General features: G+C 36.6%; 25 protein-coding genes. 8 read left to right on the top strand and 17 right to left on the bottom strand.

What is annotated here, in order from left to right; all coding sequences use genetic code 11:
* Positions 1–50: 50 nt before the first annotated feature.
* From MKY02_RS02890 to mutY, 9 genes are all read right to left on the bottom strand, one after another.
* Positions 51–947 (bottom strand): ABC transporter permease, encoded by an 897-nt coding sequence (locus tag MKY02_RS02890; RefSeq protein WP_076065917.1) that lies wholly within the window; start codon positions 945–947, stop codon positions 51–53.
* Positions 948–964: 17 nt separating this feature from the next.
* On the bottom strand, positions 965–1,969 hold the full coding sequence (locus tag MKY02_RS02885) for an ABC transporter permease (protein ID WP_038178533.1): 1,005 nt from the start codon (positions 1,967–1,969) through the stop codon (positions 965–967).
* A gap of 97 nt (positions 1,970–2,066) precedes the next feature.
* Positions 2,067–3,680, bottom strand: coding sequence for an ABC transporter substrate-binding protein (locus MKY02_RS02880; RefSeq protein ID WP_038178535.1), 1,614 nt, complete (start codon positions 3,678–3,680; stop codon positions 2,067–2,069).
* Positions 3,681–3,711: 31 nt separating this feature from the next.
* Complete coding sequence (locus MKY02_RS02875) at positions 3,712–4,695, bottom strand: ABC transporter ATP-binding protein (protein WP_038178537.1); 984 nt, start codon at positions 4,693–4,695, stop codon at positions 3,712–3,714.
* On the bottom strand, positions 4,670–5,689 hold the full coding sequence (locus MKY02_RS02870) for an ABC transporter ATP-binding protein (protein ID WP_038178539.1): 1,020 nt from the start codon (positions 5,687–5,689) through the stop codon (positions 4,670–4,672). Before MKY02_RS02870 ends, MKY02_RS02875 begins: the two co-directional genes overlap by 26 nt.
* Before the next feature lie 164 nt (positions 5,690–5,853).
* Positions 5,854–7,602, bottom strand: coding sequence for an ABC transporter ATP-binding protein (locus MKY02_RS02865; RefSeq protein ID WP_076065918.1), 1,749 nt, complete (start codon positions 7,600–7,602; stop codon positions 5,854–5,856).
* A 55-nt stretch (positions 7,603–7,657) separates the two neighbouring features.
* Positions 7,658–8,203 carry a nucleoside tri-diphosphate phosphatase gene (gene ntdP / locus MKY02_RS02860; RefSeq protein WP_038178543.1) on the bottom strand — a complete coding sequence of 182 codons (546 nt, stop codon included), beginning with the start codon at positions 8,201–8,203 and terminating at the stop codon, positions 7,658–7,660.
* A gap of 136 nt (positions 8,204–8,339) precedes the next feature.
* Positions 8,340–8,528 (bottom strand): gamma-type small acid-soluble spore protein, encoded by a 189-nt coding sequence (locus MKY02_RS02855; protein WP_038178545.1) that lies wholly within the window; start codon positions 8,526–8,528, stop codon positions 8,340–8,342.
* Positions 8,529–8,593: 65 nt separating this feature from the next.
* Positions 8,594–9,667 carry an A/G-specific adenine glycosylase gene (mutY, locus tag MKY02_RS02850; protein ID WP_076035134.1) on the bottom strand — a complete coding sequence of 358 codons (1,074 nt, stop codon included), beginning with the start codon at positions 9,665–9,667 and terminating at the stop codon, positions 8,594–8,596.
* 127 nt (positions 9,668–9,794) lie between these two features.
* On the opposite strand from mutY, the gene MKY02_RS02845 reads away from it, so the two are divergent.
* Entirely contained in the window at positions 9,795–10,772 is a 978-nt protein-coding gene (locus tag MKY02_RS02845) for a metal-dependent hydrolase (protein WP_076035135.1), read from the top strand.
* A 237-nt stretch (positions 10,773–11,009) separates the two neighbouring features.
* On the opposite strand, the gene MKY02_RS02840 is transcribed toward MKY02_RS02845, so the two are convergent.
* Genes MKY02_RS02840 through recX form a run of 3 tightly spaced genes read right to left on the bottom strand, consistent with a single transcriptional unit; the run spans position 11,010 to position 12,400 of the window.
* Positions 11,010–11,270 (bottom strand): YfhJ family protein, encoded by a 261-nt coding sequence (locus tag MKY02_RS02840; protein WP_038178550.1) that lies wholly within the window; start codon positions 11,268–11,270, stop codon positions 11,010–11,012.
* Between the two features lies 1 nt (position 11,271).
* Positions 11,272–11,598 carry a YfhH family protein gene (locus MKY02_RS02835; protein ID WP_038178552.1) on the bottom strand — a complete coding sequence of 109 codons (327 nt, stop codon included), beginning with the start codon at positions 11,596–11,598 and terminating at the stop codon, positions 11,272–11,274.
* Entirely contained in the window at positions 11,591–12,400 is an 810-nt protein-coding gene (gene recX, locus MKY02_RS02830; RefSeq protein WP_038178554.1) for a recombination regulator RecX, read from the bottom strand. The genes MKY02_RS02835 and recX overlap by 8 nt, the downstream gene beginning before the upstream one ends.
* Positions 12,401–12,581: 181 nt before the next feature.
* Here recX and MKY02_RS02825 point away from each other — a divergent pair, with 181 nt between their 5' ends.
* The 4 genes from MKY02_RS02825 to MKY02_RS02810 all read left to right on the top strand — a co-directional run bounded on the left by MKY02_RS02825 (position 12,582) and on the right by MKY02_RS02810 (position 17,773).
* Positions 12,582–13,481 carry a TIGR01777 family oxidoreductase gene (locus MKY02_RS02825; RefSeq protein WP_076035136.1) on the top strand — a complete coding sequence of 300 codons (900 nt, stop codon included), beginning with the start codon at positions 12,582–12,584 and terminating at the stop codon, positions 13,479–13,481.
* Between the two features lie 51 nt (positions 13,482–13,532).
* A complete protein-coding gene (locus MKY02_RS02820) occupies positions 13,533–14,354 on the top strand; it encodes a polysaccharide deacetylase family protein (protein WP_076035137.1) in 822 nt (273 codons plus the stop codon).
* A 33-nt stretch (positions 14,355–14,387) separates the two neighbouring features.
* A complete protein-coding gene (gene rlmD, locus MKY02_RS02815) occupies positions 14,388–15,758 on the top strand; it encodes a 23S rRNA (uracil(1939)-C(5))-methyltransferase RlmD (RefSeq protein WP_143691088.1) in 1,371 nt (456 codons plus the stop codon).
* Between the two features lie 266 nt (positions 15,759–16,024).
* Positions 16,025–17,773 (top strand): methyl-accepting chemotaxis protein, encoded by a 1,749-nt coding sequence (locus MKY02_RS02810; RefSeq protein WP_038178560.1) that lies wholly within the window; start codon positions 16,025–16,027, stop codon positions 17,771–17,773.
* 44 nt (positions 17,774–17,817) lie between these two features.
* Here MKY02_RS02810 and MKY02_RS02805 read toward each other — a convergent pair whose 3' ends face one another.
* From MKY02_RS02805 to MKY02_RS02795, 3 genes are all read right to left on the bottom strand, one after another.
* Positions 17,818–18,660, bottom strand: coding sequence for a class I SAM-dependent methyltransferase (locus tag MKY02_RS02805; RefSeq protein ID WP_038178562.1), 843 nt, complete (start codon positions 18,658–18,660; stop codon positions 17,818–17,820).
* A gap of 111 nt (positions 18,661–18,771) precedes the next feature.
* Positions 18,772–19,662, bottom strand: a complete 891-nt coding sequence (locus tag MKY02_RS02800; RefSeq protein WP_235175655.1) for a D-alanyl-D-alanine carboxypeptidase family protein — start codon at positions 19,660–19,662, stop codon at positions 18,772–18,774.
* 136 nt (positions 19,663–19,798) lie between these two features.
* Entirely contained in the window at positions 19,799–20,965 is a 1,167-nt protein-coding gene (locus MKY02_RS02795; protein WP_179078291.1) for an MFS transporter, read from the bottom strand.
* A 427-nt stretch (positions 20,966–21,392) separates the two neighbouring features.
* Between MKY02_RS02795 and MKY02_RS02790 the strand changes: the two genes are divergently transcribed.
* The 3 genes from MKY02_RS02790 to MKY02_RS02780 all read left to right on the top strand — a co-directional run bounded on the left by MKY02_RS02790 (position 21,393) and on the right by MKY02_RS02780 (position 25,402).
* Entirely contained in the window at positions 21,393–21,581 is a 189-nt protein-coding gene (locus MKY02_RS02790) for an SE1561 family protein (protein ID WP_038178566.1), read from the top strand.
* Between the two features lie 136 nt (positions 21,582–21,717).
* The gene (locus tag MKY02_RS02785) at positions 21,718–23,253 is read left to right on the top strand and encodes a fumarate hydratase (protein WP_038178568.1); all 1,536 of its coding nucleotides are present in this window, start codon (positions 21,718–21,720) and stop codon (positions 23,251–23,253) included.
* A gap of 244 nt (positions 23,254–23,497) precedes the next feature.
* Positions 23,498–25,402, top strand: coding sequence for a heavy metal translocating P-type ATPase (locus MKY02_RS02780; RefSeq protein ID WP_038178570.1), 1,905 nt, complete (start codon positions 23,498–23,500; stop codon positions 25,400–25,402).
* Positions 25,403–25,425: 23 nt separating this feature from the next.
* Here MKY02_RS02780 and MKY02_RS02775 read toward each other — a convergent pair whose 3' ends face one another.
* Together MKY02_RS02775 and MKY02_RS02770 are read right to left on the bottom strand one after the other, a co-directional pair.
* Entirely contained in the window at positions 25,426–26,367 is a 942-nt protein-coding gene (locus MKY02_RS02775) for a YihY/virulence factor BrkB family protein (protein WP_051448533.1), read from the bottom strand.
* 23 nt (positions 26,368–26,390) lie between these two features.
* A complete protein-coding gene (locus tag MKY02_RS02770) occupies positions 26,391–26,747 on the bottom strand; it encodes a hypothetical protein (protein WP_038178572.1) in 357 nt (118 codons plus the stop codon).
* Positions 26,748–26,876: the final 129 nt, after the last annotated feature.

The raw sequence follows: 26,876 nt of genomic DNA, 5'->3' as shown, positions 1-26,876 counted from the left end.
AAAAGCATCCAATGTATCGTTTTACTCGATACATTGGATGCTTTTATCATTTAATTTTTCATTTTAGGATCAAGAGCATCTCTTAAACCATCCCCCATTAAGTTAAACCCTAGAACAGTTAGCATAATCGCTAAACCTGGGAAAATCATAGTCCAAGGAGCATTGATTAAATAGATACGTGCATCAGCTAGCATTTTACCCCACTCTGGTGTAGGTGCTTCTGCTCCAAGTCCAAGAAAACCAAGTGCAGCCGCTTCAATAATTGCAGATGCGATGGCAAGTGTTCCTTGCACAATGACCGGTGTCATCGAATTCGGTAATATATGCGAAAAAAGAATCCGCGCATCTTTCATACCAATCGCTTTTGCAGAAGTAATATACTCTTCTTGCTTTATACTCAATACCTTTGAACGAATGAGTCTTCCAAAGTTCGGAACATTAATAATTGCAATAGCAATTAAAGCATTTTGCAAAGATGGACCAAGTATTGATACAACTGCAATCGCAAGTAATATACTTGGAAATGCTAACATAATATCAAAAATTCGTGAGATGATGGTATCAATCCAGCGACCATAATAACCAGCAATAATCCCCAATATACTTCCTACTACAACTGAACCAATAACTGAAGAAAAACCAACCCATAGTGATATTCTGGCGCCGTGAACGACCCGTGAAAAAATATCCCGACCAAAATCATCTGTACCAAACCAATGATCAGCTGATGGTGGCTGTAAACGGTCCTTTAACACTTGATCATTAATTCCCTCTGTAACTAACAATGGACCAATAATAGCTAGAAGGATGAAGAATGCAACAATTACTGCCCCTACAAGCGCAGCTTTACTTTTCTTAAAGCTACGCCATGCTTCTTTCCATGGACCAACCGATTGATCTTGTTTAATAACTACATCTATAGTTGCATTCGGTGCCATTTCAGACATATCGGACTCCCCCCTCCTTAGTCATATTTAATCCTCGGATCAATAAAACTATATAAAATATCTACGATTAAATTGATCATAACAAAAACAAAAGCGATCACTAATATACCAGATTGTATAACCGGATAATCACGGAATCCAATAGCATCGTAAATGTAGCGACCAATACCAGGCCAACTAAAGATAGTCTCAGTAAGGATAGCACCACCTAATAATAGTCCCATTTGCAAACCAATTACTGTTAATACAGGAATGATGGCATTTTTGAGAGCATGTTTGTAAACAACCCAGAACATATTTTGCCCTTTAGCTCGTGCTGTTCGAACATAATCAGAACGCATCACTTCAAGCATACTCGAACGTGTCATTCTCGCAATAATTGCCATCGGGATTGTCGCTAATGCAATTGCTGGTAATATTAAATGTTTTAATACATCCCAAAGCTGATCAAATCGACCATGAATAATCGTATCTACAACATACAAGTATGTAATAGGATCGACAGGATTCCTGGCATCCTCTCTACCTGATGTAGGGAGTAAATCCATTTGAATACCAAATACCCACTGCCCCATTAAACCTAACCAGAAAATAGGCATAGATACACCGATAAGTGCTAAAATCATTGCAAAATAATCAAACCAAGAATTTTGGAACCATGCTGAAACAATTCCTGCATTCACACCAATGATTACTGCTAAAATCATTGCAAAAAGAGCCAATTCAAATGTCGCTGCTAAATACGGCCACAATTCACTTGATACCGTTGCTTTCGTACGCATCGACTCACCTAAATCACCTGTCAATAGATCACCTAAATAATTAACGTACTGAATATACCAAGGGTTATCCAATCCTAGGCTTGCTCGCAATGCCGCTTTCGCTTCTTTTGTAGCCTGCTGTCCTAAAATTACTTGAGCAGGATCACCTGGAATTGCACGTATTATTAAAAATACAATAAAGGTCATTCCGAGCAAAACCGGGATTAACTGTAGTAGTCTTTTTCCAATATAGTGAAGCATTTTCTTCACCTCTCCATCTCAATCGTGTTGAATAATTCTCGTTTGAAAAAACTCGCCTTCCGCCAAATAAGCGAAAGGCGTAGTTTAGTTGTCTAGCTTATTTAAAATCTACTTTTTCTAATCTGTCAGAACCAGTTGGGTGTGGTAATAAGTTAATGACATCTGATTTACTAGCTAATAGTGGTGTAGAGTGAGCCAGCGGAACCCAAGGTGCTTCTTCATTAAAGATTTCTTGAACTTCTTTGTATATCGCATTACGCTTCTCTTCATCTACTTCTGTTTGAGCTTCAATTAATAATTTGTGTGTTTTAGAATTTTTGTAGTAAGAGTAGTTGTTACTGCCGATGCTATCCTCATCAAGAAGGGCATATAAGAAGTTATCAGCATCTCCGTTATCGCCAGTCCAGCCAAGTAAGAATGCATCTGCTTCCCCTTTTTCAGCTTTATCTAAATATACGCCCCATTCATATGAAACGATTTTGCTCTTCATACCAACGTCAGCTAGGTTCTTTTGAATTGCTTCAGCAATTTTTTGGCCATCTGGCATATACGGACGTGGCACAGGCATAGCCCATAATTCGATTTGTTTACCATCATAGCCAGCTTCTTTTAATAGAGCCTTAGCTTTTTCTGGATCATATTCATAGCCTTTAACATCGTCATTGTAACCACCAATTACTGGCGGCATTTGGTTTTTCGCAACTTCAGCTTGACCTTCGAAGAAAGCATCAACAATCGCTTGCTTATCAATTGCATAGTTCATCGCTTGACGAACTTTTACATTATCAAAAGGTGGTCTCGTTACAGTTAAACCAAGATAACCAATGTTCATAGATGGACGTTTAAGTAATTGTAAATCAGCATTACCTTCAATCGATGCAGCATCCGATGGACTAATACCATCTGCTAAATCGATTTCACCTGTTGTTAAAGCATTTAAACGAGCAGAGTTATCAGGCATAGAACGGAATACCACTTTATCTAGTTTCGGTAATCCTTCTTGCCAATAATCTGGATTCTTTTCAATTGTAATTGAGTCATTACGTTTCCAAGAGACAAATTTGAATGGTCCAGTACCTACTGGATTTTCCCCAAATTTATCACCAAACTTTTCAAATGCTGTCGGACTCGCAATAGCGAATGGACTCATTGCAAGGTTTTTCAAGAATGGAGCTTGAGGTTGTTTTAAAGTGATAACTACTTTTAAATCACCGTCAGCTTTCACAGATTTGATTACTAGACTTTTATCATCTTTAAAGCCACCAAATACTGATTTAAAGTAAGGGAATTTCTCTGCATCGCCGTTCATCCAGCGTTCAAAGTTTTTCACTACTGCATCAGCGTTAAAATCAGTGCCATCATGGAATTTTACGCCTTCTTGTAAGTCAAATGTGTAGCTTAAACCATCTTTAGCAGCCTCCCAAGACTTAGCTAAACCAGGGTTTAATGTTGTATCTTGTTCACCAAAGTTGATTAGTTTTTCATATAAGTTCTCTGTTACTTTGTAAGTCTCTCCCTCTGTTGTAGCAATAGGATCAAGTGATACAGAATCTCCCCCACGACCAAAGACTAACGTTTTTTCTTTTTTCTCTCCGCCGCCTTTATCATCGCCCTTAACATCATCCTTTTCATCGGATGAACATGCTGCTAATGCTGTAGACAACACTAGTAATAACATCAAGCCTAGCGCTAACCATCTCTTTTTCCTCATATACATAACCCCTCCACACTTTGCTCTATTATCATTGTTGACCTTGCTCATTATATAAATGACAAGCAACAGAATGACCTTTCTCAACTTCCTTTAATACAGGTACTGTTTTCGAACAAATATCCATTTTAAATGGACATCTTGTATGGAATGTACATCCCGCAGGAGGATTTGAAGGACTTGGAATGTCCCCTGTTATCAATATTTGCTCCCGTGTAAAGTTCGGATCTGGTACAGGAACTGCTGATAATAAAGCCTTTGAATAAGGATGCAATGGTTTACTATATAAAGACTCACTATCTGCTAGCTCAACCATCTTCCCTAAATACATGACCCCTACACGGTCACTGATGTGACGAACAACACCTAGATCATGCGCTATAAATATATAAGTAAGCTTTAAATCCTTTTGCAAATCTTGCATTAAATTTAAAACTTGAGCTTGAATCGAAACGTCTAAAGCTGAAACAGGTTCATCTGCAATAATCAATTTCGGATTTGTCATTAACGCTCTTGCTATACCAATACGTTGTCTTTGTCCCCCACTAAATTGATGTGGGTATCGTCTGGCATGGTAGCTACTGAGACCAACAATTTCTAGGAGCTCATTGACCCTTTTCTTACGTTCTTTTGCATCTCCAATACCATGAACAATTAGAGGCTCCTCTAGAATTTTGCCTATTGAATGTCGAGGATTTAGTGAGGCATAAGGATCTTGGAAAACCATTTGAATTTCACGGCGAGCTTTACGCATTTCCTCTTTTGTTAAATCGGATAGTAATTTACCGTCAAATTCAATGCTTCCTTCTGTTGGCTCTAGCAATCTCATAAGCATACGACCCGTAGTAGATTTACCACAGCCGGATTCCCCTACAATCCCAAGCGTTTCACCTTCATTCACATAAAAGGAAACATCATCAACCGCTTTGACCTGACCTGATACTTTTCCAAGTGTACCTTGGCGAATCGGAAAGTATTTCTTCAACCCTTTAACTTTCAACAACGGCTCTGTCAACTGCGGACACCTCCTTTCTTTCGTGCAAGAAGCATCTCGTCTTATGTTCTGGGCTTGTTTGATATAAATTCGGATTTTCTACACGGCATTGTTCAAATGCAAATTCACAACGAGCAGCAAAACGACAACCAGTACGAACAGATCCCGGTTTTGGCACGTTTCCAGGTATGGAATATAATCGTTGTTTTTTAAAGCGCATATCTGGCACAGATTGAATAAGTCCTTTTGTATACGGATGTTGTGGGTCGTTGAATAATAATTTGACGGGACCCTCTTCTACTACTTGCCCTCCATACATAACGACAACTCGTTCACACGTTTCTGCGACAACACCTAAATCATGTGTAATCATAATAACTGCTGTATTCAATCTCTCATTTAGGTCTTTCATTAATTGTAAAATTTGTGCTTGAATAGTTACGTCTAACGCTGTCGTTGGTTCATCTGCAATAAGTACTTTTGGATCACAGACAAGTGCCATCGCTATCATCACACGTTGGCGCATACCACCAGATAATTGATGTGGGTATTCCTTTATTAACTCTTCAGCTCTTGGTAAACCTACTAACTTCATCATTTCAATAGCACGATTTCTAGCCTGTTTTTTTGACCAATCTTTATGATGGATTAAAATTGCTTCCATCAATTGATTCCCTATTGTAAATAGCGGATTCAGTGACGTCATTGGTTCTTGGAAAATCATCGCTATATCTTTCCCTCGTACTTTACGCATTTCTTTTTGAGAAAGCTTAGTTAAATCCTTGCCATCAAATTCTATTTGTCCATCTGTAATTTTACCTGGCGGAGATGGTACAAGCCCCATAATTGATAAAGCGCTTACACTCTTACCACAGCCCGACTCTCCTACAATGCCAAGTATTTCACCTTCTCTTACCGAAAAATTAATATTATCTACTGCAGGGATTTCACCATCATCTGTGAAAAATGTCGTCTGAAGTCCTCTCACTCGTAGTAATTCTTTACGATCACTCATTTAGTCCCTCCTTTTTAATTCGATAATTCGATATTTTCTAAATATTCAATTCTTTTTATCTATTTTATACTGTTAATTTGAAAAATTGCAATACTTTTCATATTTAAGTATTTTTATAACAAAAAAAGACTTCCCATAAATGAGAAGTCTTTTTTTCATCTTCATTATGCATCTAGTCTTTGCATATGGAACAGGTTATGATAAATTCCTTGTTGTTCTATCAGTTGCTCATGTGTACCTTGTTCTTTTAGTTCACCATGATCTATAACTAGAATCTGATCGGCATGTGTGATTGTTGATAAGCGGTGAGCTACAACGATTGTTGTTCTATCATGAGCTAACTTGTCTAACGATTCTTGAATTAGTGATTCACTTTCTAAATCTAAAGCTGATGTGGCTTCATCCAGAATAAGAATCGGTGGATTTTTCAAAAAGACTCTGGCTATAGCAACTCGTTGTTTTTGTCCACCAGATAATTTAACACCACGTTCTCCAACTTTCGTATCGTACCCTTCTGGTAGTGACATGATGAAGTCATGAGCATTAGCTGCCTTGGCTGCTGCAATTACTTCCTCATTAGATGCATCTGGACGTCCCATTAAAATATTTGATTTAACAGAATCGCTAAATAAAATATTATCTTGGAGTACGATTCCAATTTGTGAGCGTAACGAATGGATTGTTGCCTCTCTAATATCAATTCCGTCAACTTTTATAGCACCTTCCACCACGTCGTAAAATCGAGGTATTAGTCCGACTATCGTGGATTTACCTCCACCACTCATTCCAACTAGCGCAATTGTTTGACCTGCTTGAATGTTAAAGCTTACATTGTTCAATACTTTCTGTTCATCTTCAGTATATCGGAATGATACTTTTTCAAATTGTACTTCCCCTTTTAGTGGAGGTAGTGCAGCGGCATTTGGTTGGTTTTCTACATCGTATTTCTCATCTATCAACTCAAATACACGATCCATCGAGGCGATTGATTGAGTTAATGTCGTTGAAGAAGTTACAAGTCTACGTAATGGTCCATATAGGCGATCGATATAAGCAACAAACGCTACCATCGCACCAACAGAAAGGGGGCCTTGAATAACCATATAACCTGCAAAACCAATAACGAGTAACGGAGCTACTTCAGTAATCGTATTAATCACAGCAAAAGCTTTAGCATTCCATTTGGTTTGATCAAGTGCCTTGTCTAAAAACTCCCCGTTTGTCTCATCGAAAATTTTCTGTTCATGCTTCTCTAATGTGAAGCTTTTTATAATGCTCATTCCTTGAACACGTTCATGTAAATAGCTTTGTACTCCTGCTAATGCTTGTGAGCGTTTGCGTGTTAAATCACGTAATCTACCGAAAAAATATTTTACACAAAACGCGTAGAATGGAAAGACGATTAACGTTACTAACGTCAATTTCACATCTAATGTTAGCATAATCCCAATAGCGATTAGAATTGTTGCTAAATCCAGCCAAACATTCATCAGACCAGTCATGATAAAATTCTTAGTTTGCTCCACATCATTAATGACACGGGAAATAATTTCACCAGCACGTGAATTTGCATAATAGTTCATGCTTAGTTTTTGGAGATGTCCATACAATTCTTTGCGAATATCATATAATATCTTATTACTCACATGCTGAGCAAAATACTGACGATAATATTCTATCGGTGGTCTTAAAACAAAAAATACAACAGCTGTCCCGCCAAGCCAATAGAAAAGCTGTAACGTTTTTTCATCGTTTGTTAAATTTTCGGCCATCACAATATCATCAATTACAATTTTGATTAATATCGGAATAAATAATGGGATTGCGAATTTAACAATTCCTATAACAAGTGTTAATAGAATCTCCCAATTATAAGGCTTTACGAATCGCATATAGCGTTTAATACTGTCCAAAAAGTCACTCCCTTTTCAAGCGAAAAGCCTGCTGGTTTTCACCAACAGGCATTTATTAGTCATTATCATGAAGCTTTCTTTGAAATTGATAACGGCTCGTCCAAGCCTCTATAAAGTCAGGCGCAAATGGTCCACGTCTTTGGTGAATCCAACTAAGTAACTTATCAACATTTGATTTCAATATTTGATCAATTACAGATGGATAACTCATTTCCTTTTTATGTTGTTCATACTCATCTTCATCAAGTAAAGTATAAGACATATCGGGAAACACTTTTACATCTAGGTCATAGTCAATATACTTAATAGCGTTATTATCAAAAACAAATGGAGAGCTCATATTACAGTAGTAATATACTCCATCTTCTCTCAACATACAAATAATATTAAACCAGTGCTCTGCATGAAAGTAACAAATGGACGGTTCACGTGTTAACCATGTTCTACCATCCGCCTCCGTTACGAGTGTACGTTCATTCGCTCCGATGACTATATTTTTTGTGCCTTTCAATACCATCGTTTCTTGCCAGACACGGTGGATACGGCCATTGTGTTTATAACTATGTATTTGTATTGTTTCACCTTCTAATGGAATCGCCATGCTAATGCCCACCTTTTCGATAAACACTTATTGGAAAAGCGCTCTTTGCTTAACATTATAACAATCATGAATAAAAACTTGTAGCAAAAAATAAGCGAAGGCCAAAAGCCTTCGCTCATTAGGGTGTGTCCCATGATTAGTTCGAGTTATTTTGATTATTCTTAGCAAATTTACCCGAAGCTTTTTGCTTGTTTTGCTCAGCTTTATTATTTTGCTTTGCTACTTCGCTGAAATCAGTTTCAGCTCCAAACTCCTCAAACATGTTTTGCGCGTTGTTTTGCGCATTATTTTGTGACTTGTTTGCACTGTTTTGATTCTTTTTCATGGAAATCACCTCCGTGCTATCTAATTTGCGTAGCTTGGAGATATTTATTCTTGGTAATATTTCCTTTATAAATTTGATGATTCGATTTGATATCTTTGCCACACTTTTTGCATTGGTACTGGCATTGGCAAAGCAGCCATCTCTTCAACCGTAAACCATTGGCAATTATTAGGTATGATTTGTTGCTCCTCACAACTAACAAAGTAACTTTCTATATGCCAAGTTAAATGTGAAAAAATATGTTTGAATGAAGTTAATTTTTCGCGTGATAATAAGTTTAAGCTATATTGTTCTGCTAATGTCGTTTCGTTTGTAGTATCGGTATCATTTTTTTGCTCAATCATTGGAAATTGCCACATATTCGCTAGTAGTCCTTTTTCAGGACGCTTTTCGATTAAAAATTGGCCTTTAGTATTTCTCACAACATACACGTCATATGGAATGTGCTTCATCTTTATTTTTTTCGTTTTAATAGGTAGCTTCTCCGGATTGCCCTCATTGAAAGCTGTACAAAATTCTCGTACTGGGCATAATAAACACTTTGGAGAGGTCGGAGTACAAATCATCGCACCTAACTCCATTAACCCTTGATTAAATTCGGATGGATGAATTGGATCAATGAGTTCCATAACAGCATTTTCAAACGTTTTTTTAGTCTTGGGAAGTGCAATATCTTCTTCAATTAGTAAAACTCTGCTTAGAACACGCATAACATTGCCATCAACAGCATGCTCTGCTTTATTATAGGCAATACTAAGAACCGCTCCTGCAGTATATGGCCCAACACCTTTTAGTTTAGAAATTTCTGGTCGATTGTCAGGTACTTTGCTGTTATAATTTTCGACTACTTCTCGAACACCAGCTTGTAAATTGCGTGCACGTGAATAATATCCTAATCCTTCCCATTGCTTCAACAACTTCTCCTCTGGAGCATCTGCCAAATGTCGAATTGTTGGAAATTCACTTAAAAATCGTTCATAATATGGGATAACCGTGTCGACTCTTGTCTGTTGAAGCATTACTTCTGATACCCAAATTTTATAAGGGTCTTTCGTTTTTCTCCACGGTAAATCCCGTTTTTCTTTTTTAAACCACTCGACTAATGCTTGTTGGAATTGATGTTTATATTGATAGTACACTTTTTCCTCCTAGGTATTTTCGATTTATTTTAAAAATGCATAAAGCTATAAAATGTAAACCAACTGATAATTTTATCTAATAAAATTGAAACAATTTCTCTCCCAATATTTAAGGAGCTGATTATTTTTGGATTCAGGTACACATTTAGTAATGGGTATTGCACTAGGTGGTTTAGCATTAGCTGACCCAGTAGTAGCAGGTAGTTCCATGACAACAGCTGCAGTTATTACAGCAACAATCATTGGATCACAAGCACCCGATATCGATACAGTTTTAAAACTGCGTAATAATGCTGTCTATATTCGGCACCATCGAGGGATTACACATTCAATTCCCGCTGTTATATTATGGCCTATTCTAATCACAGGCGTGTTATCTTTGTTATTTCAAGGTGCCAATATATTACATCTATGGCTTTGGACATTTTTGGCTGTTTTTCTTCACGTTTTTGTTGATATTTTTAACGCTTATGGAACACAAGCATTTCGGCCACTATCAAAGAAATGGATTGCGCTCGGTGTTATTAATACATTCGATCCTATAATTTTCGGATTACATGTAATAGCACTAATGCTATGGGCGTTTGGTTCTGATCCCGTTTGGACAATAACCAGTTTGTATTGCATTATTGTGATTTACTATTTAATCCGCTTTACCTTACAGCAAGCAGTTAAGCATGCTGTTAAAAATACCATTCCAGATGCCGAGAAAATAATACTTTCACCAACAATGCGCTTTTTCCAATGGCGTGTTGCAGTAAACTCAAGCTCCACTCACTATGTCGGACGAGCTTATGGGCGGTCTATCACCGTATATGATAAATTCCCAATAGAACCACTACCAGACACTCCATTATTCCACGCAGCGTTAGAAGATTCCAATTTAGCTGCATTCGTATCATTCTCTCCGTTATATCGTTGGGAAGTAAGTGAGCTTGAAAATAATTACCATGAAGTACGGTTAATCGATCTACGTTATCGAAGCGAAAATCATTATCCATTCGTAGCCGTCGCACTACTAAACGACAATCATGATGTTATCCAATCCTACACAGGCTGGATATTTAGCGAAGACAAACTACGGAAAAAACTGGTTGTGGATTAACTTAAATGCTGAAGCGGCCCGTTCAGCAATCCAACTGTTGCACTAACTTATCAAACCTTTAGAAAAGCTGCCGAAATCGGCAGCTTTTATTGTTTCTAATGAAATTGCTTGATGAGCATTATAAATATAAGCTTATCAATTTTCAATCAAGCATCTCATTTTAAAAATGCTATCAACTAATAAACACCCTCAATAAACTGACCGCTACATAATAACGTAGCGGTCAGTTTATTGTAATCAGTTGTCAGTTGCGTCTAGTAAGTGAGCGTATTTTGGATTACGTCCTGCGAATTCATGTAGTTGATGACCATAGCCTTGAATCCATTGGCGAATAATTTTCTCCGTCATTTCAGCACCTTGATAATCATAACCTGCTTTTGCATATGTCGCTTCAAAATCAGACCATAATAATTCAATCCACACGCGTGCACGTTCTTCTGTTAATAATTCATTACTATCTTTTAGTTCCAATACAAGTTGATCTACTATTGATTCCAATTTACATACCTTCCTTTACTGGTGTTAACATTGAGATTGGTAATGCTTCTTCATAATGATCACCACCAAGTCGATATCCCCATCCAAAGCGTCCTTTTAAGTATTCCAATTGGAAGAACACTCCTGGATCACCTTCAATACGATACATTTCGCCTGGTTTGAAATCATCTGGGTTCAATAAAAATGCTTGCGCCATCAATGCTTTTCGTTCATAAACGGCAAATTCATTGAGAATGCCTAGTTGCTCTGCTTTTCTCGCCTTTTCTTTTAATGTTGCGATTTCTGTTCGTAATTCTGATGGTGTCATATCGCTATATTTTTTATCCATTTTCTTGCTCCTTCTCTTCTATGAAAGTTTCTATAATATTAGCAGGAAAGCCTTTTTGATATAGAGTTTGCTTTACACGCATATGCAGATCATATCCGCTATATTTCGTAGCATATTTACGCCATGCTTTGTCACCTTGTACTTGAATCATTTGTTGCCATTCATCATCTTCTCGTGAAAATTCAATTTGTTCAAGCACTTGCTCTATTATCGCAAAGGAATAGCCTTTTCGCATTAAGTTATCTTGAATTTTCTGTTTTACTTGAGTCGGTGTTTTACGTCGTTCAGAAAAAGCTACCTTCTCTCCTAGCTTCAAGGCAATGCTAAGCTGCTCTTCCTCAGAAAAGGTTTCAAGTACTTCTTCCTGTAACTTTTTATCTATACCTTTTTTCTGCATATCTTGTCTAATTGCACGAGGACCTTTTTTTGCAGTCTTCTTCTTCGTTTCAAGAAGTGCTTTTGTATATGTGGCATCATTTAAGAAGCCATGTTTATTTAATTTTTGAATTGCCTCTTGAATAACAGCCTCTCCAAATTCTAAGTCAAGAAGCTTCTTTCTTACTTCATATTCACTGCGCATTTGATAACTCAAAAAGCCCAGTGCACGATTATATGCTCTTTGAATTTCATCATCAAAGGCAATCTCATCTAGCTCGAGCCCTTCAATCACTTTTCCTTTTGTCAGGCCAAACTGAATTAAAATGGTTTCATCAACACTAAAAGCGTATTCTTCATTTAAAAAGATATTATAGCGCTCTTGATTTTTCTTTTGGCGCGTAATTTTTGTGATTACTCGAGTCATCGAAACACTCCTTCACTTAAATATAGTATACATCTTTTCTAAGTTACCTTCATTTCATCTATACTTACATATAATGAAAGCATACATATGTATGGAAAGCTAATACACTTGATCTGATTAGAGCATTCAAATAGTTCATGTTTTTTCACTGACCAATCATACATGGAGGGACGACAAAATTATGAAAATTGCAATTGCAGGTGGCACAGGTTTTGTAGGTCGTGAGCTTACAAAACTTTTACAACAACAAGGTCATGACGTTTTTATCTTAACGCGAAAAAAAAGCTATGAAGCAAATGGTATTCACTATATACAATGGCTAACAGAAAATGCAATGCCTGAAGAACATTTACAAAGTATAGATGCCTTTATTAATCTAGCTGGTACTTCATTAAATGAAGGTCGTTGGACAGATAAGCGTAAAAAGGACATTTACGACAGTCGCATCTCTGCTACAAAAGAAGTTCTACGTATTATTGAAACACTTGATGTGAAACCTAAAGTACTGATTAATGCTAGTGCAATTGGCATCTATCCATCTTCAAAAGCTGCAACCTACACAGAAGGCTCATCTCAAGTCGCAAAAGACTTTTTAGGTAAAACAGTCAAACACTGGGAGCAAGAAGCAAAAAAAGCCGAAAACTTTGGAGTCCGTGTAGCAATGGCACGTTTCGGTGTCATCTTAGGTAAAGATTCTAGTGCACTTTCTCTAATGGTTTTACCTTATAAACTTTATGTAGGTGGTACAGTTGGTTCTGGCTCACAATGGGTATCTTGGGTTCATGTCAAAGATGTTGCATCTGCATTATGTTTTGCATTAGAAAATGACCAAATTGTTGGCCCATTTAACATAACATCACCTAATCCAATTCGGATGAAGCAAGTAGGAGAAATGATAGCCTCTGTTCTAAGTAGACCACATTGGTTTCCTACTCCGTCATTTTTACTAAAAATTGCATTAGGGGAAAAAAGTAATCTCGTTTTAGAAGGACAGCAGGTTTTACCGAAAGTTTTACTAACAGAAAACTTTCATTTTGAATACCCAACACTTGAAGCGGCCTTAGAAAATTTGTACGCATAAAGAACGTTCCTTGGCGCAACCTACCTTAAAAATAGAAAGGTTGCGTTAAATATGTGGAAAAACCATTTGCTCGGAGTCGTCATTGCAAGTGCTATTGTTTTTATTGGTGCCATCGTCAATCCATTTAGCGCTTTTGCAGATGAACTTCATTGGGGTTTTAAAAAAGCTCAAAACGAACAACCAGCAGAAGCTGGAGCAGCATTTGATCAAACCTTAGAGAAATACGGCGCCCTTTATAAAGGAAGTCCTGATGAAAAGGTTATTTATCTAACTTTCGATAACGGCTATGAAAATGGCTATACAGCAAGCATACTGGACACTTTAAAAAAGGAAAAAATTCAAGCGACATTTTTCCTGACAGGTCATTATTTAACGAGTGCTACCCCACTTGTTAAGCGCATGATTGAAGAAGGTCATGATATTGGTAACCACTCATATGGGCACCCAAATATGGCCAGAATAAGTGAAGAAGAAATATTAAAGGAATGGAAGAAATTCGATGATAAGCTAAGAGAGATTACAAAAGTTGAACGAACTATTTTTGCAAGACCACCTGAAGGCTCATTTAACGAAAAACTACTTCAAGTAGGAAATGATGCTGGCTACCGACACATTTTCTGGTCAGTTGCCTTTAAAGACTGGCTTGCTGACAAACCTCAAGGCTGGAAATATTCATATGATAACCTTATGTCACAGCTACATCCTGGTGCCATCGTCCTCATGCATACAGTGTCGCCTGATAATGCGGAAGCTTTACCAAAATTCATCGAAGCTGCACGCAAGAAAGGCTATCGATTTGATTCCATTAATAATCTTGTAAACAAAGAAGCTGGTTTAGCTGGTTCTTTCAAAACACACGACCGTTCGTTATAATGAATGGACATAGCGAAAAAGGACGTGTAATTTTTGACGCAACAATCAATTATGGAAATGGGACAAAAACTTAATATAACAATTAAAAGGCTCGGCATTAATGGTGAAGGAATCGGCTATTATAAGCGGAACGTAGTTTTCGTCAAAGGCGCTCTTCCTGGTGAGGACGTCATTGCACAAGTGACAAAAGTAAATCGAAACTTTGCAGAAGCGGAAGTTGTGAAAATTCACAAAAAATCACCGATACGCCAAACACCACCATGTCCAGTTTATGAGGAATGTGGCGGTTGCCAATTACAACATATAACATACAAAGGACAGTTAGCAGCAAAACGAGATGTCATCGTTCAAGCTCTAACAAAGTATGTAAAATCACAAGCAAACAAAATCAATGTGCGTCCTACAATGGGCATGGAAGATCCTTGGCATTACCGAAATAAAAGCCAATTCCAAGTACGGAAGCCTGGAAATAAAGTACTAGCTGGTTTGTATTCTGCCAATAGCCATAAACTATTGAACATAGAAGAGTGCGTTGTACAACATCCTGCAACAACGAAAGTCACAACGGCTACAAAACGTATTTTAGATGAACTTAACATCCCCATTTACGATGGTCGCTCAAAAGGAATTGTACGTACAATTGTTGTTCGTACTGGAATAAAGACCGGTGAAGTTCAACTCGTGCTTATTACTACGCGAAAAAACTTCCCTAAAAAAGAAGTGCTTGTTGAACGATTAAAACAAATTGATCCAGCTGTCGTATCCATCGTACAAAATATTAATGCTGAAAAAACTTCATTAATATTCGGTGACGAGACATATACACTAACTGGAAAAGATACAATTCATGAAGAACTTGGTGAACTTGCTTTTGATTTATCAGCACGTGCATTCTTCCAACTTAACCCTACACAAACTGTTCATCTCTATAATGAGATTAAAAAAGCAGCTGCTTTAACAGGCAAAGAAACTGTTGTTGACGCTTATTGCGGCGTTGGTACAATCGGCCTTTGGTTGGCAAAGGACGCAAAAGAAGTACGTGGGATGGATATTATTCCTGAAAGTATTCAAGATGCTAAGCTGAACGCGAAAAAGCATGGTTTTGACCATGTTAAATACGTGACAGGCTCTGCTGAAGAATGGTTAGCCAAATGGCGCAAAGAAAAGTTCGTGCCAGATGTACTGACAGTAGATCCTCCAAGAACAGGTCTAGCACCAAGCCTTCTAAATACAATTTTACAAGTTAAACCAAAACGATTTGTATATACTTCTTGTAATCCATCGACTTTAGCAAAGGACTTACAGGAGCTTACAAAAGTATATGACATTCAATATATTCAACCGATTGACATGTTTCCCCAAACAGCGCATGTTGAATCAGTCACATTATTAACATTGAAATAATCCATTAAAAAGATTGAAGTTCTTATGAGCTTCAATCTTTTTTATCATTACTTATTACCCCCTTCCATAGATTTAAACTCCTAAATCATTTTAATAAAAAAAGTCCATTTCCCTACTTACAACACAGTACAATTTACTAAAATAACACATTTATATCTACTTTTCGACAAATTATTACATTTTTCTGCATTTTTTCTCATTGATTATCATAGTTTACGAATCCATAATAGTATTAACAGATTTTTTACAATGCAGGAGGGTTCTCAATGCAAAGGATACGTAACTCTATTCAATGGAAGCTCATGTTAAATTCGTTACTTCTTGTCGCAATACCATGTATTATTATTGGTTTTTTCAGTTATCAAAGCGCAAAATCTAATATGGATAAATTAGGTGAAACGATTGTTAAAAACAGTGTCCAATCGACGATGCAGTTAATTGCTTCACTAGATGCTGAAGTACAAAAAGGAAACTTGTCCCTAGAGGATGCGCAAGAAGCTGTTAAGGTTCAAATCATCGGTAAAAAGACAGCGGATGGACATAGAGAGATTACATATCCTGGTAACTTAGGAGAAAGTGGTTATAATTTCATTTTGCAAGAAGATGGCTTAATGCTTGCCCATCCTAATATTGAAAATCAACAATCGTGGGAGTTAAAAGATAGTAGTGGACAATATTTTATTCAAAAAATCATTAAAAATGCAAAAGACGGTGGTGGTTTTGTAGAATATCCATTCCATCTACCTGATGATGAAAAAAAGCTTGCTGAAAAAATTACATATGCTGATATCGACCCACACTGGGGTTGGGTTGTAAGTGCCGGAAGCTACAAAAAAGACTTTAACTCATCCGCACAAAATTTACTTGTCGTCATGGGTGTATCCTTTGCGGTGTCACTTATCATCGCGACTATTATTATGTACTTATTAGCTAAACATTTTGGTACTCCCATTTTAAGACTAACAAATAAGGTAAAGAAAATTTCTACTGGTGACTTAACTGTCCAATTACATGAAGTAAATCGCGGAGATGAGTTAGGGCAATTGAATACTCATTTTGATGTGATGGTAACACAACTAAAAACATTAATAAGTGAAGTAAATACCACAACAAATGATATACAAGATGCCTCATCAACATTAACCGCTGTATCCGAAGAGGCAACTGCCTCTACAACAGAAATTACACGTGCTGTATCGGATGTCTCAGCTGGATCATTACAGCAAGCAAGAGACGCAGAGGAAACAAAACGAGTCATTATTGGTATCTCAGAACAAATAAAAAATCTATATCAAAAAAACGAGTTTATGCAGCAATCTTCAGAACAGATGCAACACTCCAATGAGCAAGGGCTTAATAATTTATCATTATTAAAAGAGAAATCGACAAAATCAGCTGACCTAGTAGAACATGTACAAAAAGTATTCCAATCCCTATCTTCTAAAATGAAGGATATTGAAAATATTATACAAACGATTAATCAAATCTCTGCTCAAACAAATTTACTAGCTCTTAATGCAAGCATTGAAGCTGCTAGAGCTGGTGAACATGGTAAAGGGTTTGCTGTTGTAGCAAACGAAGTCAGAAAACTAGCTGAACAGACTGCAGCATCCACGGAAAGTGTTCAACAAACGTTACGTGGTATTGAACAGGAAACCTTACTTGCAAACCAAGAAATTGACAAAACATCTTTGATTGTCAAAGAACAAAATGTAGCTGTTTCAAATACAGAAATGTCATTTGAAGATATTAAATCGAATGTAGGTACTATCATTACATCCATCGAAAACGTCACAGAGAGCGTCAATATATTAATGGCTTCTACTGAGATGTTCACTTTTGCAATTGAAAGCATTGCTGAAATAAGTGATCAAAATGCCAAAGCTTCTACAGAGGTATTTGCTTCAGTTGATGAACAGCAACATGTCATGGATATTGTAGCTAAATCTGCAGCGCAGTTATCGAATGAAATTAATTCATTAAAATCATCGATTGCACAATTCAAGCTAAAATAAACAGACAAAAGCCGTCCTCAATTTAATGAGGACGGCTTTCTTCTTTATAGACTACTAGGACTCCAATATAAAAGAGCAGCTTTAAATTGATGCTTATAAATATATTTACCTTTATTGTATTCAACATACTTCTGCACAGCTTCCTCAACTTGCGACCGCCCAACATTTGGCGTCAATAACTTTACACTGTTGGCATCAATCATCTCGTCATAAGAATTATACGTATACGTTTTCTCCAAATCTACTATTTGACAATTTGCATGAATATCCAATTCATAAAGAATATTCATCAAATCTATATAGTCTCTTCTTGGATACTTCAGCGAATAACCAAAGTTATTTTGTAAATCTATATAATGCGGCCGCATCGGTGCAAAAGTCACACCAATGATGGCTAACTTCTTGGCACTATTATGTATTTGTTGTAGCGCTCTCTTTATTTCATATATGCGATAAAAACAATTCATTCCAAAAACAATATCATATTGCTCAGTTCTATTATAATCCTCCCACTTCTCATGAATAAAGGAAATATTGTTATAATTATCGGAATCACATTTGTTTTGCAAATAATGAATCATACTTGCAGAACTATCTACACAAGTAAGCTTCTCAACGTGGTTAGCAAGTGGAAATGTATAATTCCCCCATCCAGGTCCAATTTCTAGAACCGTATCAGTTTGCTCAATGAACTTTGCAATGGTTTGAAAGATACCCTCTGCATAAGGATCTGTCTCTTTACCAGCATTTTTTTCAATATATTGAGCCCAAAACTGCTCTTCTAAAGCATCATTGACCATGCGCTCTGGCATCTTCCCTGACCAATCTTTCATCCCTTCTTGCCAAACTTTTTCGAAATCAACTTTTTCTCTTGTCTCAATAATCATTACACACTTCCTATTCCACTATATTCAAATTATTCACTATCTTCATCATATAGTGACAACATCACTGCCGCAACGAAAAAAGGATCGCACTCACAAGTACAATCCGAATCATTAGAATATTTGATTATAAACTGATAGAGCATCCGTCATATGAAACTGCTCCGTATTATGATCTCCAGGTGCTCCCGTAGTAATGAATATATACTGCTTACCATCTTTCTCAGCTAAACTCGCCAAACAAAGCCCTGCTTTATCTGTATAGCCTGTTTTGCCACCTAAAATCGTTCCACCTTCAATAGTGGTGGAGGGTAGCTTTTCAAACATTGAGCTATTAAAAGTAATGCCATCTGGATGTACATTTGTTGCCGAAGTAGTATAATGCTTTGCCGTAAACACCTTATAGAATGTTTCATCCTGTAAAGCATAACGTAGTAATTTCGATAAATCCTTAACAGTCGAAAAGTGCTTATTATCTTGTAAACCTGTTGCATTCATAAAGTGCGTATCATTCATTCCAAGTTTATTTGCCTTGTCATTCATTAACTTTACAAAGCCTTTCTCTGAACCTGAAACAGCAATAGCTAAGCTAATCGACGCATCTGCTCCAGAAGGTAACAAATTACCGTATAATAAATCACGTACTGTAACCTGTTCTTGTGCAACAAACCCTGCTACAGAGGCATTTTCAGCACGAATCTTATCGAACATCGCACTCGGAATGGTAATCCGTTGTTCTAAATCAGGTAAGTTCTCTATTGCTACAATGGCGGTCATCATTTTCGTTAAAGATGCAGGATAAATTTCCATTTCACTTTGTTTATCAAGCAAAACCTTTCCACTATTTAAATCAACTAAAATGGCATTTTCACTAAATAGCCCCGGTTCTGCCTGTGTTACTTGTTGCCTATCATCATTTATAAATAAATTAGCAATCCATAATAAACATAATACTAATAGAGCCATCACTAATTTAACTCTTAAATTCAACTTTCTTTTCTTCACATGCAACATCTCCTTTCACTTCTATTAAACCAAATAGAAATGAAGGAAGCATAAAGGAATTCTGATTTTTTTCTTAATTTTTCAAGCAAAAAGTCTTTGTTACATAAAAAATAACAAAGACCCGCAACTATATAACTCACTTTACAGTTCTTCCACCAATTAAAGAAATGAAAAACACACTGAGTAACATGATTGATACAAGTAAAAGGAAGCTATATTGCGTTACAAATTGTAAATAAAGTCCGCCTAAAAATGGCCCACTCAAGCTACCTAAGCTAAAAAATATACCACATAGTAAATTGCCAGTTGGCAACAATTCTTTTGGAGTTAAATCTGTCATATATGTAATTCCTAATGAGAATAATGACCCTGCAAATAACCCTGCACATAAAAAGACAACAGCTACCAAAATTTCAGATCCCTCAAGAAAGCTGCCGATTCCGAAAATCATTCCCCCACCCGCTAAGGCAATTAATAGGATTCTACGACGTCCAATCTTATCTCCAAGCATACCTAATGGGACTTGAGAAATAATCCCCCCCGCTGAGAAAGCTGCTAAAATAAAAGATAACATTGATACATCAAATGATAGTCGTAGTGCATAAACCGGGAACAATGCATTTAATGATGATTCTAAAAAGCCATAACAAAATGGTGGTAAAAATGCTACCCAAGCATATCTCATGGTCGATACATAACGTCCCCATGCTTTTTCATCTACATTTGTCATTTGAATTGACTCTGGACGCTCATTTTTCAATAAGAAAATAAGTGACCATGCTACTAAACAAAGAGCCGATGACACGATAAATGGTAGTGCCTCGAAAACGTTCATCAATGGTACAAATAAAGGTCCGACTGCAAAACCTAGACCAAAAGATAAGCCATAAATAGCGATGCTTTTACCAAGTCGATTTGCTGGTGCCGTACTTGTAATCCACGTTTGTGTTGCATAATGCAATGCGTGATCCCCAATACCGATCAGCAATCGTAATATAAACCAGAACGTTATACTTTTCCATAACGGAAACATGAGTAAAGATAAAAAGACAAGTGCTCCACCTATCACAATAATTGGTTTATACCCAAACTTGCGTAACGGTTGTTCGATAAAAGGAGCTATTAATAATGTTCCGATATATAAACCTGTTGCATTCAAACCATTCAAAGCAGAAGAAACACCATCCTGCTCAAAAATTACCGACACAAGCGGCAATAACATACCTTGAGAGAAGCCCGAAATGGAGACCATAATTACCAAAATCCAAAATCTTCTCTTTTCAAAATTAATACTATGCTCCATTTCTTCCTCCTTGCGAATTTATATCAATTTAAGTACTACTTAATTCTTGTACAATATTATCATAATTCAGTTGGAAGCTGATATGATTTTTTCCATAAAAAATGAAGGCCCAGTTCACATTGATAACATGTGTACTGAGCCCTCTAACAATGACTAATATTCATTTAATTTGCAGTTGCCTTTAAATCCTTAGCGGTAGTTCGCCGTTAACTGCTATCTCCCTCCCTCTACTACAAGATTTTCAATTTGCTTTACTAATTATTCTCCTTTCCTATTCTTATATTCACTTTATCATAATACTTAAATAATGTAAATTTTCTAAATACAAATAACATTAAAACATTTAATAAGTCCTAGTATTTCCGTAATTCAATTGAAAAAACTATACAAATCAGCTACTATTGGGTAGAAGAAATGAGGTGTAATGATGGGTAAATCAATTACAGATAAAGATCAGCAAGTGACCTACCTAAAAGAACGTCTTCAAATCTTTTTAGAAGTTCTAGACGCAATTGACCCTGAAACTACTGAATTAGAAGATATCGATCGCCTTATTCAGATGATGGACGATTTAGAAGAAAAAATGGATCAATTCAATGACAGACCTGAAAACTAATCAGTGAAAACGAATAATTTCTATCATTTTTATCAGTTTAAAAAAGAGCGTGAATTCACGCTCTTTTTTTCATATTTTGAAAAGGGTATAATGAGTATGGAATTAAAACATTTCCTTATTTGAGGGGGCAATTCACATGAATTTAGAAAAGCTTGAACAAAGCATTTATGATTTAGTAACTGAAACATCTACAAACTTACCAAAAGATGTACGCCGCGCAATAAAAAAAGCGAAAGATGCTGAAAATGCTGGTACTCGCGCTGCTATGAGTTTAGATACAATCGCTACTAACATTCATATGGCTGACGATAATATTTCACCTATCTGTCAAGATACTGGACTTCCAACATTCAAGATAAAAACTCCTGTTGGTGTAAACCAAATTGAAATTAAAAAGGTCATCAAAAAAGCAATCGCTAGTGCTACTGCTGATGCTAAACTTCGTCCAAACTCAGTAGACTCATTAACTGGCGCAAACAGTGGTGATAACTTAGGTGAAGGTCTTCCTGTTATGAAATTTGAACAATGGGAAAATGACTTCATCGAAATTAAGTTAATCTTAAAAGGTGGCGGCTGTGAAAACAAAAATATTCAATACAGCTTACCAACTGAATTAGAAGGACTTGGACGCGCTGGTCGTGACTTAGATGGTATCCGTAAATGTGTTCTTCACTCTGTATACCAAGCACAAGGACAAGGCTGTTCAGCTGGATTCATCGGTGTTGGGATTGGTGGAGACCGCTCATCTGGATATGATTTAGCAAAAGAACAACTATTCCGTCATGTTGATGATACAAATCCAAATCCTGATTTAGCTAAATTAGAAGATTACATACTTGAAAAAGCTAATACATTAGGTATCGGTACAATGGGCTTCGGTGGTGAAGCAACATTACTTGGCTGTAAAGTTGGCGTTATGAACCGTATCCCAGCATCATTCTACGTATCTGTAGCTTATAACTGTTGGGCTTACCGTCGTATGGCAATCGATGTTGATGCTACTACTGGTGAAATCAAAAACTGGCATTACCAAGACGGCGAGAAAATCTCGTTCAAAGAAGAACCACAAACAGAAGAACCAAAATCGGAGAAAAAAGTTGTTGAATTAACAGCACCAATCTCTGAAGAACAAATTCGTTCATTAAACGTTGGTGATGTAGTTAAAATCACTGGTCGTATGTATACTGGCCGTGACGCTATCCACCATCACTTAATGAGTCATGACGCTCCAGTCGATTTAAACGGACAAATCGTATATCACTGTGGTCCTGTAATGGCAAAAGATGAAAATGATCACTGGACAGTAAAAGCTGCTGGTCCAACAACTTCTATCCGTGAAGAACCTTACCAAGGCGATATTATGAAAAAATTCGGTATCCGCGCAGTTATGGGTAAAGGCGGTATGGGACCAAAAACACTTGCTGCTTTAGCTGAACACGGTGGCGTTTACTTAAATGCAATCGGTGGTGCTGCACAATACTATGCTGACTGTATCAAATCAGTCGATGGTGTAGACTTAATGGAGTTCGGTATTCCAGAAGCAATGTGGCACTTATCAGTTGAAGGTTTCACAGCTGTCGTAACAATGGATTCTCACGGTAACTCATTACACGCAGATGTTCAAAAATCATCTCTTGATAAATTAGCACTACACGCTGAACGCGTATTTTAATAGAATCTTTATGAAACTCTCGAAGACTATTTATAGTTTTCGAGAGTTTTTTTATTTTCTACATGTACATTTTCTCTTAAACTAACATTTATTAAACAATCCACTTCCCCAATTATCATCTCTATGTTATAATAATTCTAAATTAAAAATGATTGTAAAAGTAACTGGTAATCCCTTGTGGTAAGCCAGTTTTGTTGATTAATAAAGGTTTTGATATTGATATTCATTATCAGGAGGTATAACAATGGAATCTATAAAACAACAAAAGTACCCGCTAATTGAGAATACGAAAGAACACGCTGAACTAATCGCAGCTCTAGCTTCAGGAGTCTTCATTTTAATTGCTTGGCTACTAGGTAAAAATGATCTGAACACTTTATCCATACTTGTTTATGTTCTTGCATTTATAATTGGTGGCTTCGCAAAAGCAAAAGAAGGTGTTGAAGAAACAATTGCTAATAAGGAACTAAATGTAGAATTCCTTATGATTTTAGCAGCAATCGGTTCAGCAATTATTGGTTATTGGACTGAAGGCGCAATTTTAATCTTTATATTCGCAGTAAGTGGTGCACTTGAAACATACGCAATGAATAAAAGTCATAAGGAAATTTCAGCACTTATGAATTTACAACCTGAAGAAGCATGGTTAGTAAATGAACAAGGAGAACTAACTCGCGTCTCTGTTTCTACTTTAAAAAAAGGTGACCATCTCTTTATTAAACCAGGTGAAAGAGTTCCAGCTGATGGAGTGATTTTTGAAGGTACTACCGCAATTGATGAGGCTGCTATTAGCGGCGAAGCAATACCTGTTACAAAGCTTGAAGGTGACGAAGTATTTGCAGGGACTGTCAATATGAGTGGTGCAGTGACTATGGAAATGACGAAACCAAACTCCGAATCACTATTCCAGAAAATCATTGACCTTGTACAATCTGCTCAAGATGAAAAATCTCCCTCTCAGCAATTTATTGAACGATTTGAAGGTACTTATGTAAAATTTGTATTAATCGCTGTTTTGCTAATGATGTTCATCCCCCACTTCTTACTTGATTGGGATTGGACAACTACTTTTTATCGCGCAATGGTATTACTAGTTGTTGCATCACCTTGTGCTCTTGTGGCATCAATAATGCCAGCTACACTTTCGGCCATTTCTAATGGTGCAAAAAGCGGTATTCTATTTAAAGGTGGCGTTCACTTAGAAAATTTAAGTGTATTAAACGCTATCGCATTTGATAAAACAGGAACACTTACACGAGGTAAACCAATTGTCACTGAGTTTATAGTTCGTGAAGGTATTGATCAACAACACATGCTCTCTATAGTCGCTGGTATTGAATCACAATCCAATCACCCACTTGCTCAATCGATTACAGCTTATGCGAAACAACAAGGACTGACATCCTTCCATAAAGCTCAAATTGAAGATGTTCCTGGTTGGGGTATGAAAGCAATTGTAGATAACACTTCTTATAAAGTAGGGAAAACTGATTTCGTAGGTCGTGAAGACGCAATGCGTTTTGCTAATGGGGTTGCACTTACATTAGCGGATGAAGGCAAAACGGTTATTTTCGTACGTGATGAAGAAGGAATTGTTGCCATCGCTGCGATGAAAGATACAGTTCGTGAAGAAGCAAAACGCGCAATTGCTCTTCTAAAAGAGCTAGGTATTCACACAATTATGTTAACTGGGGATAATGAGAATACCGCTAAAGTAATCGCTAAAGAAGCAGGTGTTGATGCTTATATTGCAGAGTGTTTGCCTGAAACAAAAGTACAACATATGAAGGATTTAATGGCTAAGTACAAACATGTTGGAATGGTTGGTGACGGTATTAATGATGCACCTGCACTAGCAACAGCTACTACAGGGATTGCGATGGGTGAAGGAACAGATGTTGCATTAGAGACAGCTGATGTTGTATTAATGAAAAATGACCTTTCTAAAATTGCTTATGCAATTAAACTGTCGCGTAAAATGCAGAAAACTGTTAAGCAGAATATTGCATTTTCTATTTCAGTCATTGCCTTACTTATTATCTCAAACTTCCTACAAGCAGTAGATTTACCTTTAGGTGTTATTGGGCATGAAGGTAGTACAATTCTAGTGATTTTAAACGGTTTGAGACTATTAAATAAAAACATATAAAAAAAGAGAGTGACCATTTAAGGTCACTCTTTTTTTCGTACTTCCAATATTTCTAGTCTATTTTGCATAATGGCATTAATTTGTCCACTGGCCATTAAAATCATGCCTGTGAAATATAACCATAACATTAATATGATAATTCCCCCGATACTACCATACGTTGCAGAGTAATTCGCAAAATTACTAATATAGTAAGAAAATCCGTAAGATAATACTATCCATGCAACCGTCGCAACAGCCGAACCGAGTAATACACTGCGTAAATACAACTTTATATTAGGTACAATCCAATACATTGTCGTTAATACTGTGAAAATCAATAGTGGCGGTATGATCGAACGAATGCTATTCCATATCTTTAAGAAATCTACTGCTAATCCAAAGTAAGAGAATAGTATAACACCGATTTGTCTACCAAAGACCGATAGTAGCAATGCCACAATGATTAATCCAACTAATAAAAATGTGAAAATAACAGACACAAATCTCGCTATGATGAAGGGCCTTGTTTCGTTTTTATCATATGAACGGTTTATAGATTTGATCAACGCATCTACACCTTTAGATGCTGACCAAATCGTACCAATGATACCTATCGACAATAATCCACCATTCCTATTTTCTAAAACTTCACTAATTGTCCCATTTATCAATGAGTACACTTGATCAGGTAAAATGGCATTCAAAAACAAATAAATTTGATCTGGATCAATATTTAAAAACGGCAGTAATGTCACTAAAAAAATGAGTAATGGGAAAAAAGATAATAGGAAGAAATACGCTAATTGCGCACTAAAGCCTGAAATGTCTCCATCTTTTATCCTTTGTATAAACTCCATCATAAAACCTTTAGATGTCGTTATATCATTAACTCTCCCATCCTTACCCTTTTTCTCTATTTGCATCATCTTCATCTTATCAAATACTGTTGAAGACTTTAAATCATCACGATTGTTTCTACTCATTGATCTCTCCCCCTTTGTTCAGATCAAAGATGAATTATGTTAGGATCTTCCTCTTCCTCTTTTTCTGTTGAAGATACAAATGCATTTTTAGTATCCGCTAGTAGATTTTTCACTTGTGGTGTATATGTTCTAATCTCATCAACTTTTTCCATTAAATAATCTTTTTCTGTTGAAAATGAATCGTATAAAGTTTGATACTTTTCCACTTTATTTTGTACTTTTTCCACGAATTCATCGCGATTCTTTGCATAGTATTTAACATCACTTGAAATACTTTTCGCTTTTCTACACGTGCTCTCACGAGTACTCCTATCCAACATACTAATTGCTGCTCCAGCAATTGCACCAATTGCGATTCCTACAAATAACTTATTCGACATTATAAATTCCTCCTTGCATTTAATCCCTTTGAAATAGTATGCCCTTATACTTTAACAATAAAACTAAAGTGATGGCTATACAATGTAATCTCTTTAAAAAATATTTCTTGACTTATAGACAGAAAATTA

It is taken from the genome of Viridibacillus sp. FSL R5-0888 (assembly GCF_038009105.1).
GTDB classification, from domain to species: Bacteria; Bacillota; Bacilli; order Bacillales_A; family Planococcaceae; genus Viridibacillus; species Viridibacillus arenosi.
The sequence above is the reverse complement of the archived record's forward strand: the minus strand, read 5'-3'. Positions and strand labels throughout refer to the sequence as shown.

Coding starts and splice junctions, on each gene's coding strand:
- MKY02_RS02770 (WP_038178572.1), bottom strand. CDS start 26,747: ATGTCGAATAAGTTATTTGTAGGAATCGCAATTGGTGCAATTGCTGGA.
- recX (WP_038178554.1), bottom strand. CDS start 12,400: ATGACTCGAGTAATCACAAAAATTACGCGCCAAAAGAAAAATCAAGAG.
- MKY02_RS02780 (WP_038178570.1), top strand. CDS start 23,498: ATGGAATCTATAAAACAACAAAAGTACCCGCTAATTGAGAATACGAAA.
- MKY02_RS02880 (WP_038178535.1), bottom strand. CDS start 3,680: ATGAGGAAAAAGAGATGGTTAGCGCTAGGCTTGATGTTATTACTAGTG.
- MKY02_RS02785 (WP_038178568.1), top strand. CDS start 21,718: ATGAATTTAGAAAAGCTTGAACAAAGCATTTATGATTTAGTAACTGAA.
- MKY02_RS02805 (WP_038178562.1), bottom strand. CDS start 18,660: ATGATTATTGAGACAAGAGAAAAAGTTGATTTCGAAAAAGTTTGGCAA.
- MKY02_RS02855 (WP_038178545.1), bottom strand. CDS start 8,528: ATGAAAAAGAATCAAAACAGTGCAAACAAGTCACAAAATAATGCGCAA.
- MKY02_RS02790 (WP_038178566.1), top strand. CDS start 21,393: ATGGGTAAATCAATTACAGATAAAGATCAGCAAGTGACCTACCTAAAA.
- MKY02_RS02835 (WP_038178552.1), bottom strand. CDS start 11,598: ATGGATAAAAAATATAGCGATATGACACCATCAGAATTACGAACAGAA.
- MKY02_RS02825 (WP_076035136.1), top strand. CDS start 12,582: ATGAAAATTGCAATTGCAGGTGGCACAGGTTTTGTAGGTCGTGAGCTT.
- MKY02_RS02775 (WP_051448533.1), bottom strand. CDS start 26,367: ATGAGTAGAAACAATCGTGATGATTTAAAGTCTTCAACAGTATTTGAT.
- MKY02_RS02795 (WP_179078291.1), bottom strand. CDS start 20,965: ATGGAGCATAGTATTAATTTTGAAAAGAGAAGATTTTGGATTTTGGTA.
- MKY02_RS02810 (WP_038178560.1), top strand. CDS start 16,025: ATGCAAAGGATACGTAACTCTATTCAATGGAAGCTCATGTTAAATTCG.
- MKY02_RS02885 (WP_038178533.1), bottom strand. CDS start 1,969: ATGCTTCACTATATTGGAAAAAGACTACTACAGTTAATCCCGGTTTTG.
- ntdP (WP_038178543.1), bottom strand. CDS start 8,203: ATGGCGATTCCATTAGAAGGTGAAACAATACAAATACATAGTTATAAA.
- MKY02_RS02820 (WP_076035137.1), top strand. CDS start 13,533: ATGTGGAAAAACCATTTGCTCGGAGTCGTCATTGCAAGTGCTATTGTT.
- MKY02_RS02870 (WP_038178539.1), bottom strand. CDS start 5,689: ATGAGTGATCGTAAAGAATTACTACGAGTGAGAGGACTTCAGACGACA.
- MKY02_RS02890 (WP_076065917.1), bottom strand. CDS start 947: ATGTCTGAAATGGCACCGAATGCAACTATAGATGTAGTTATTAAACAA.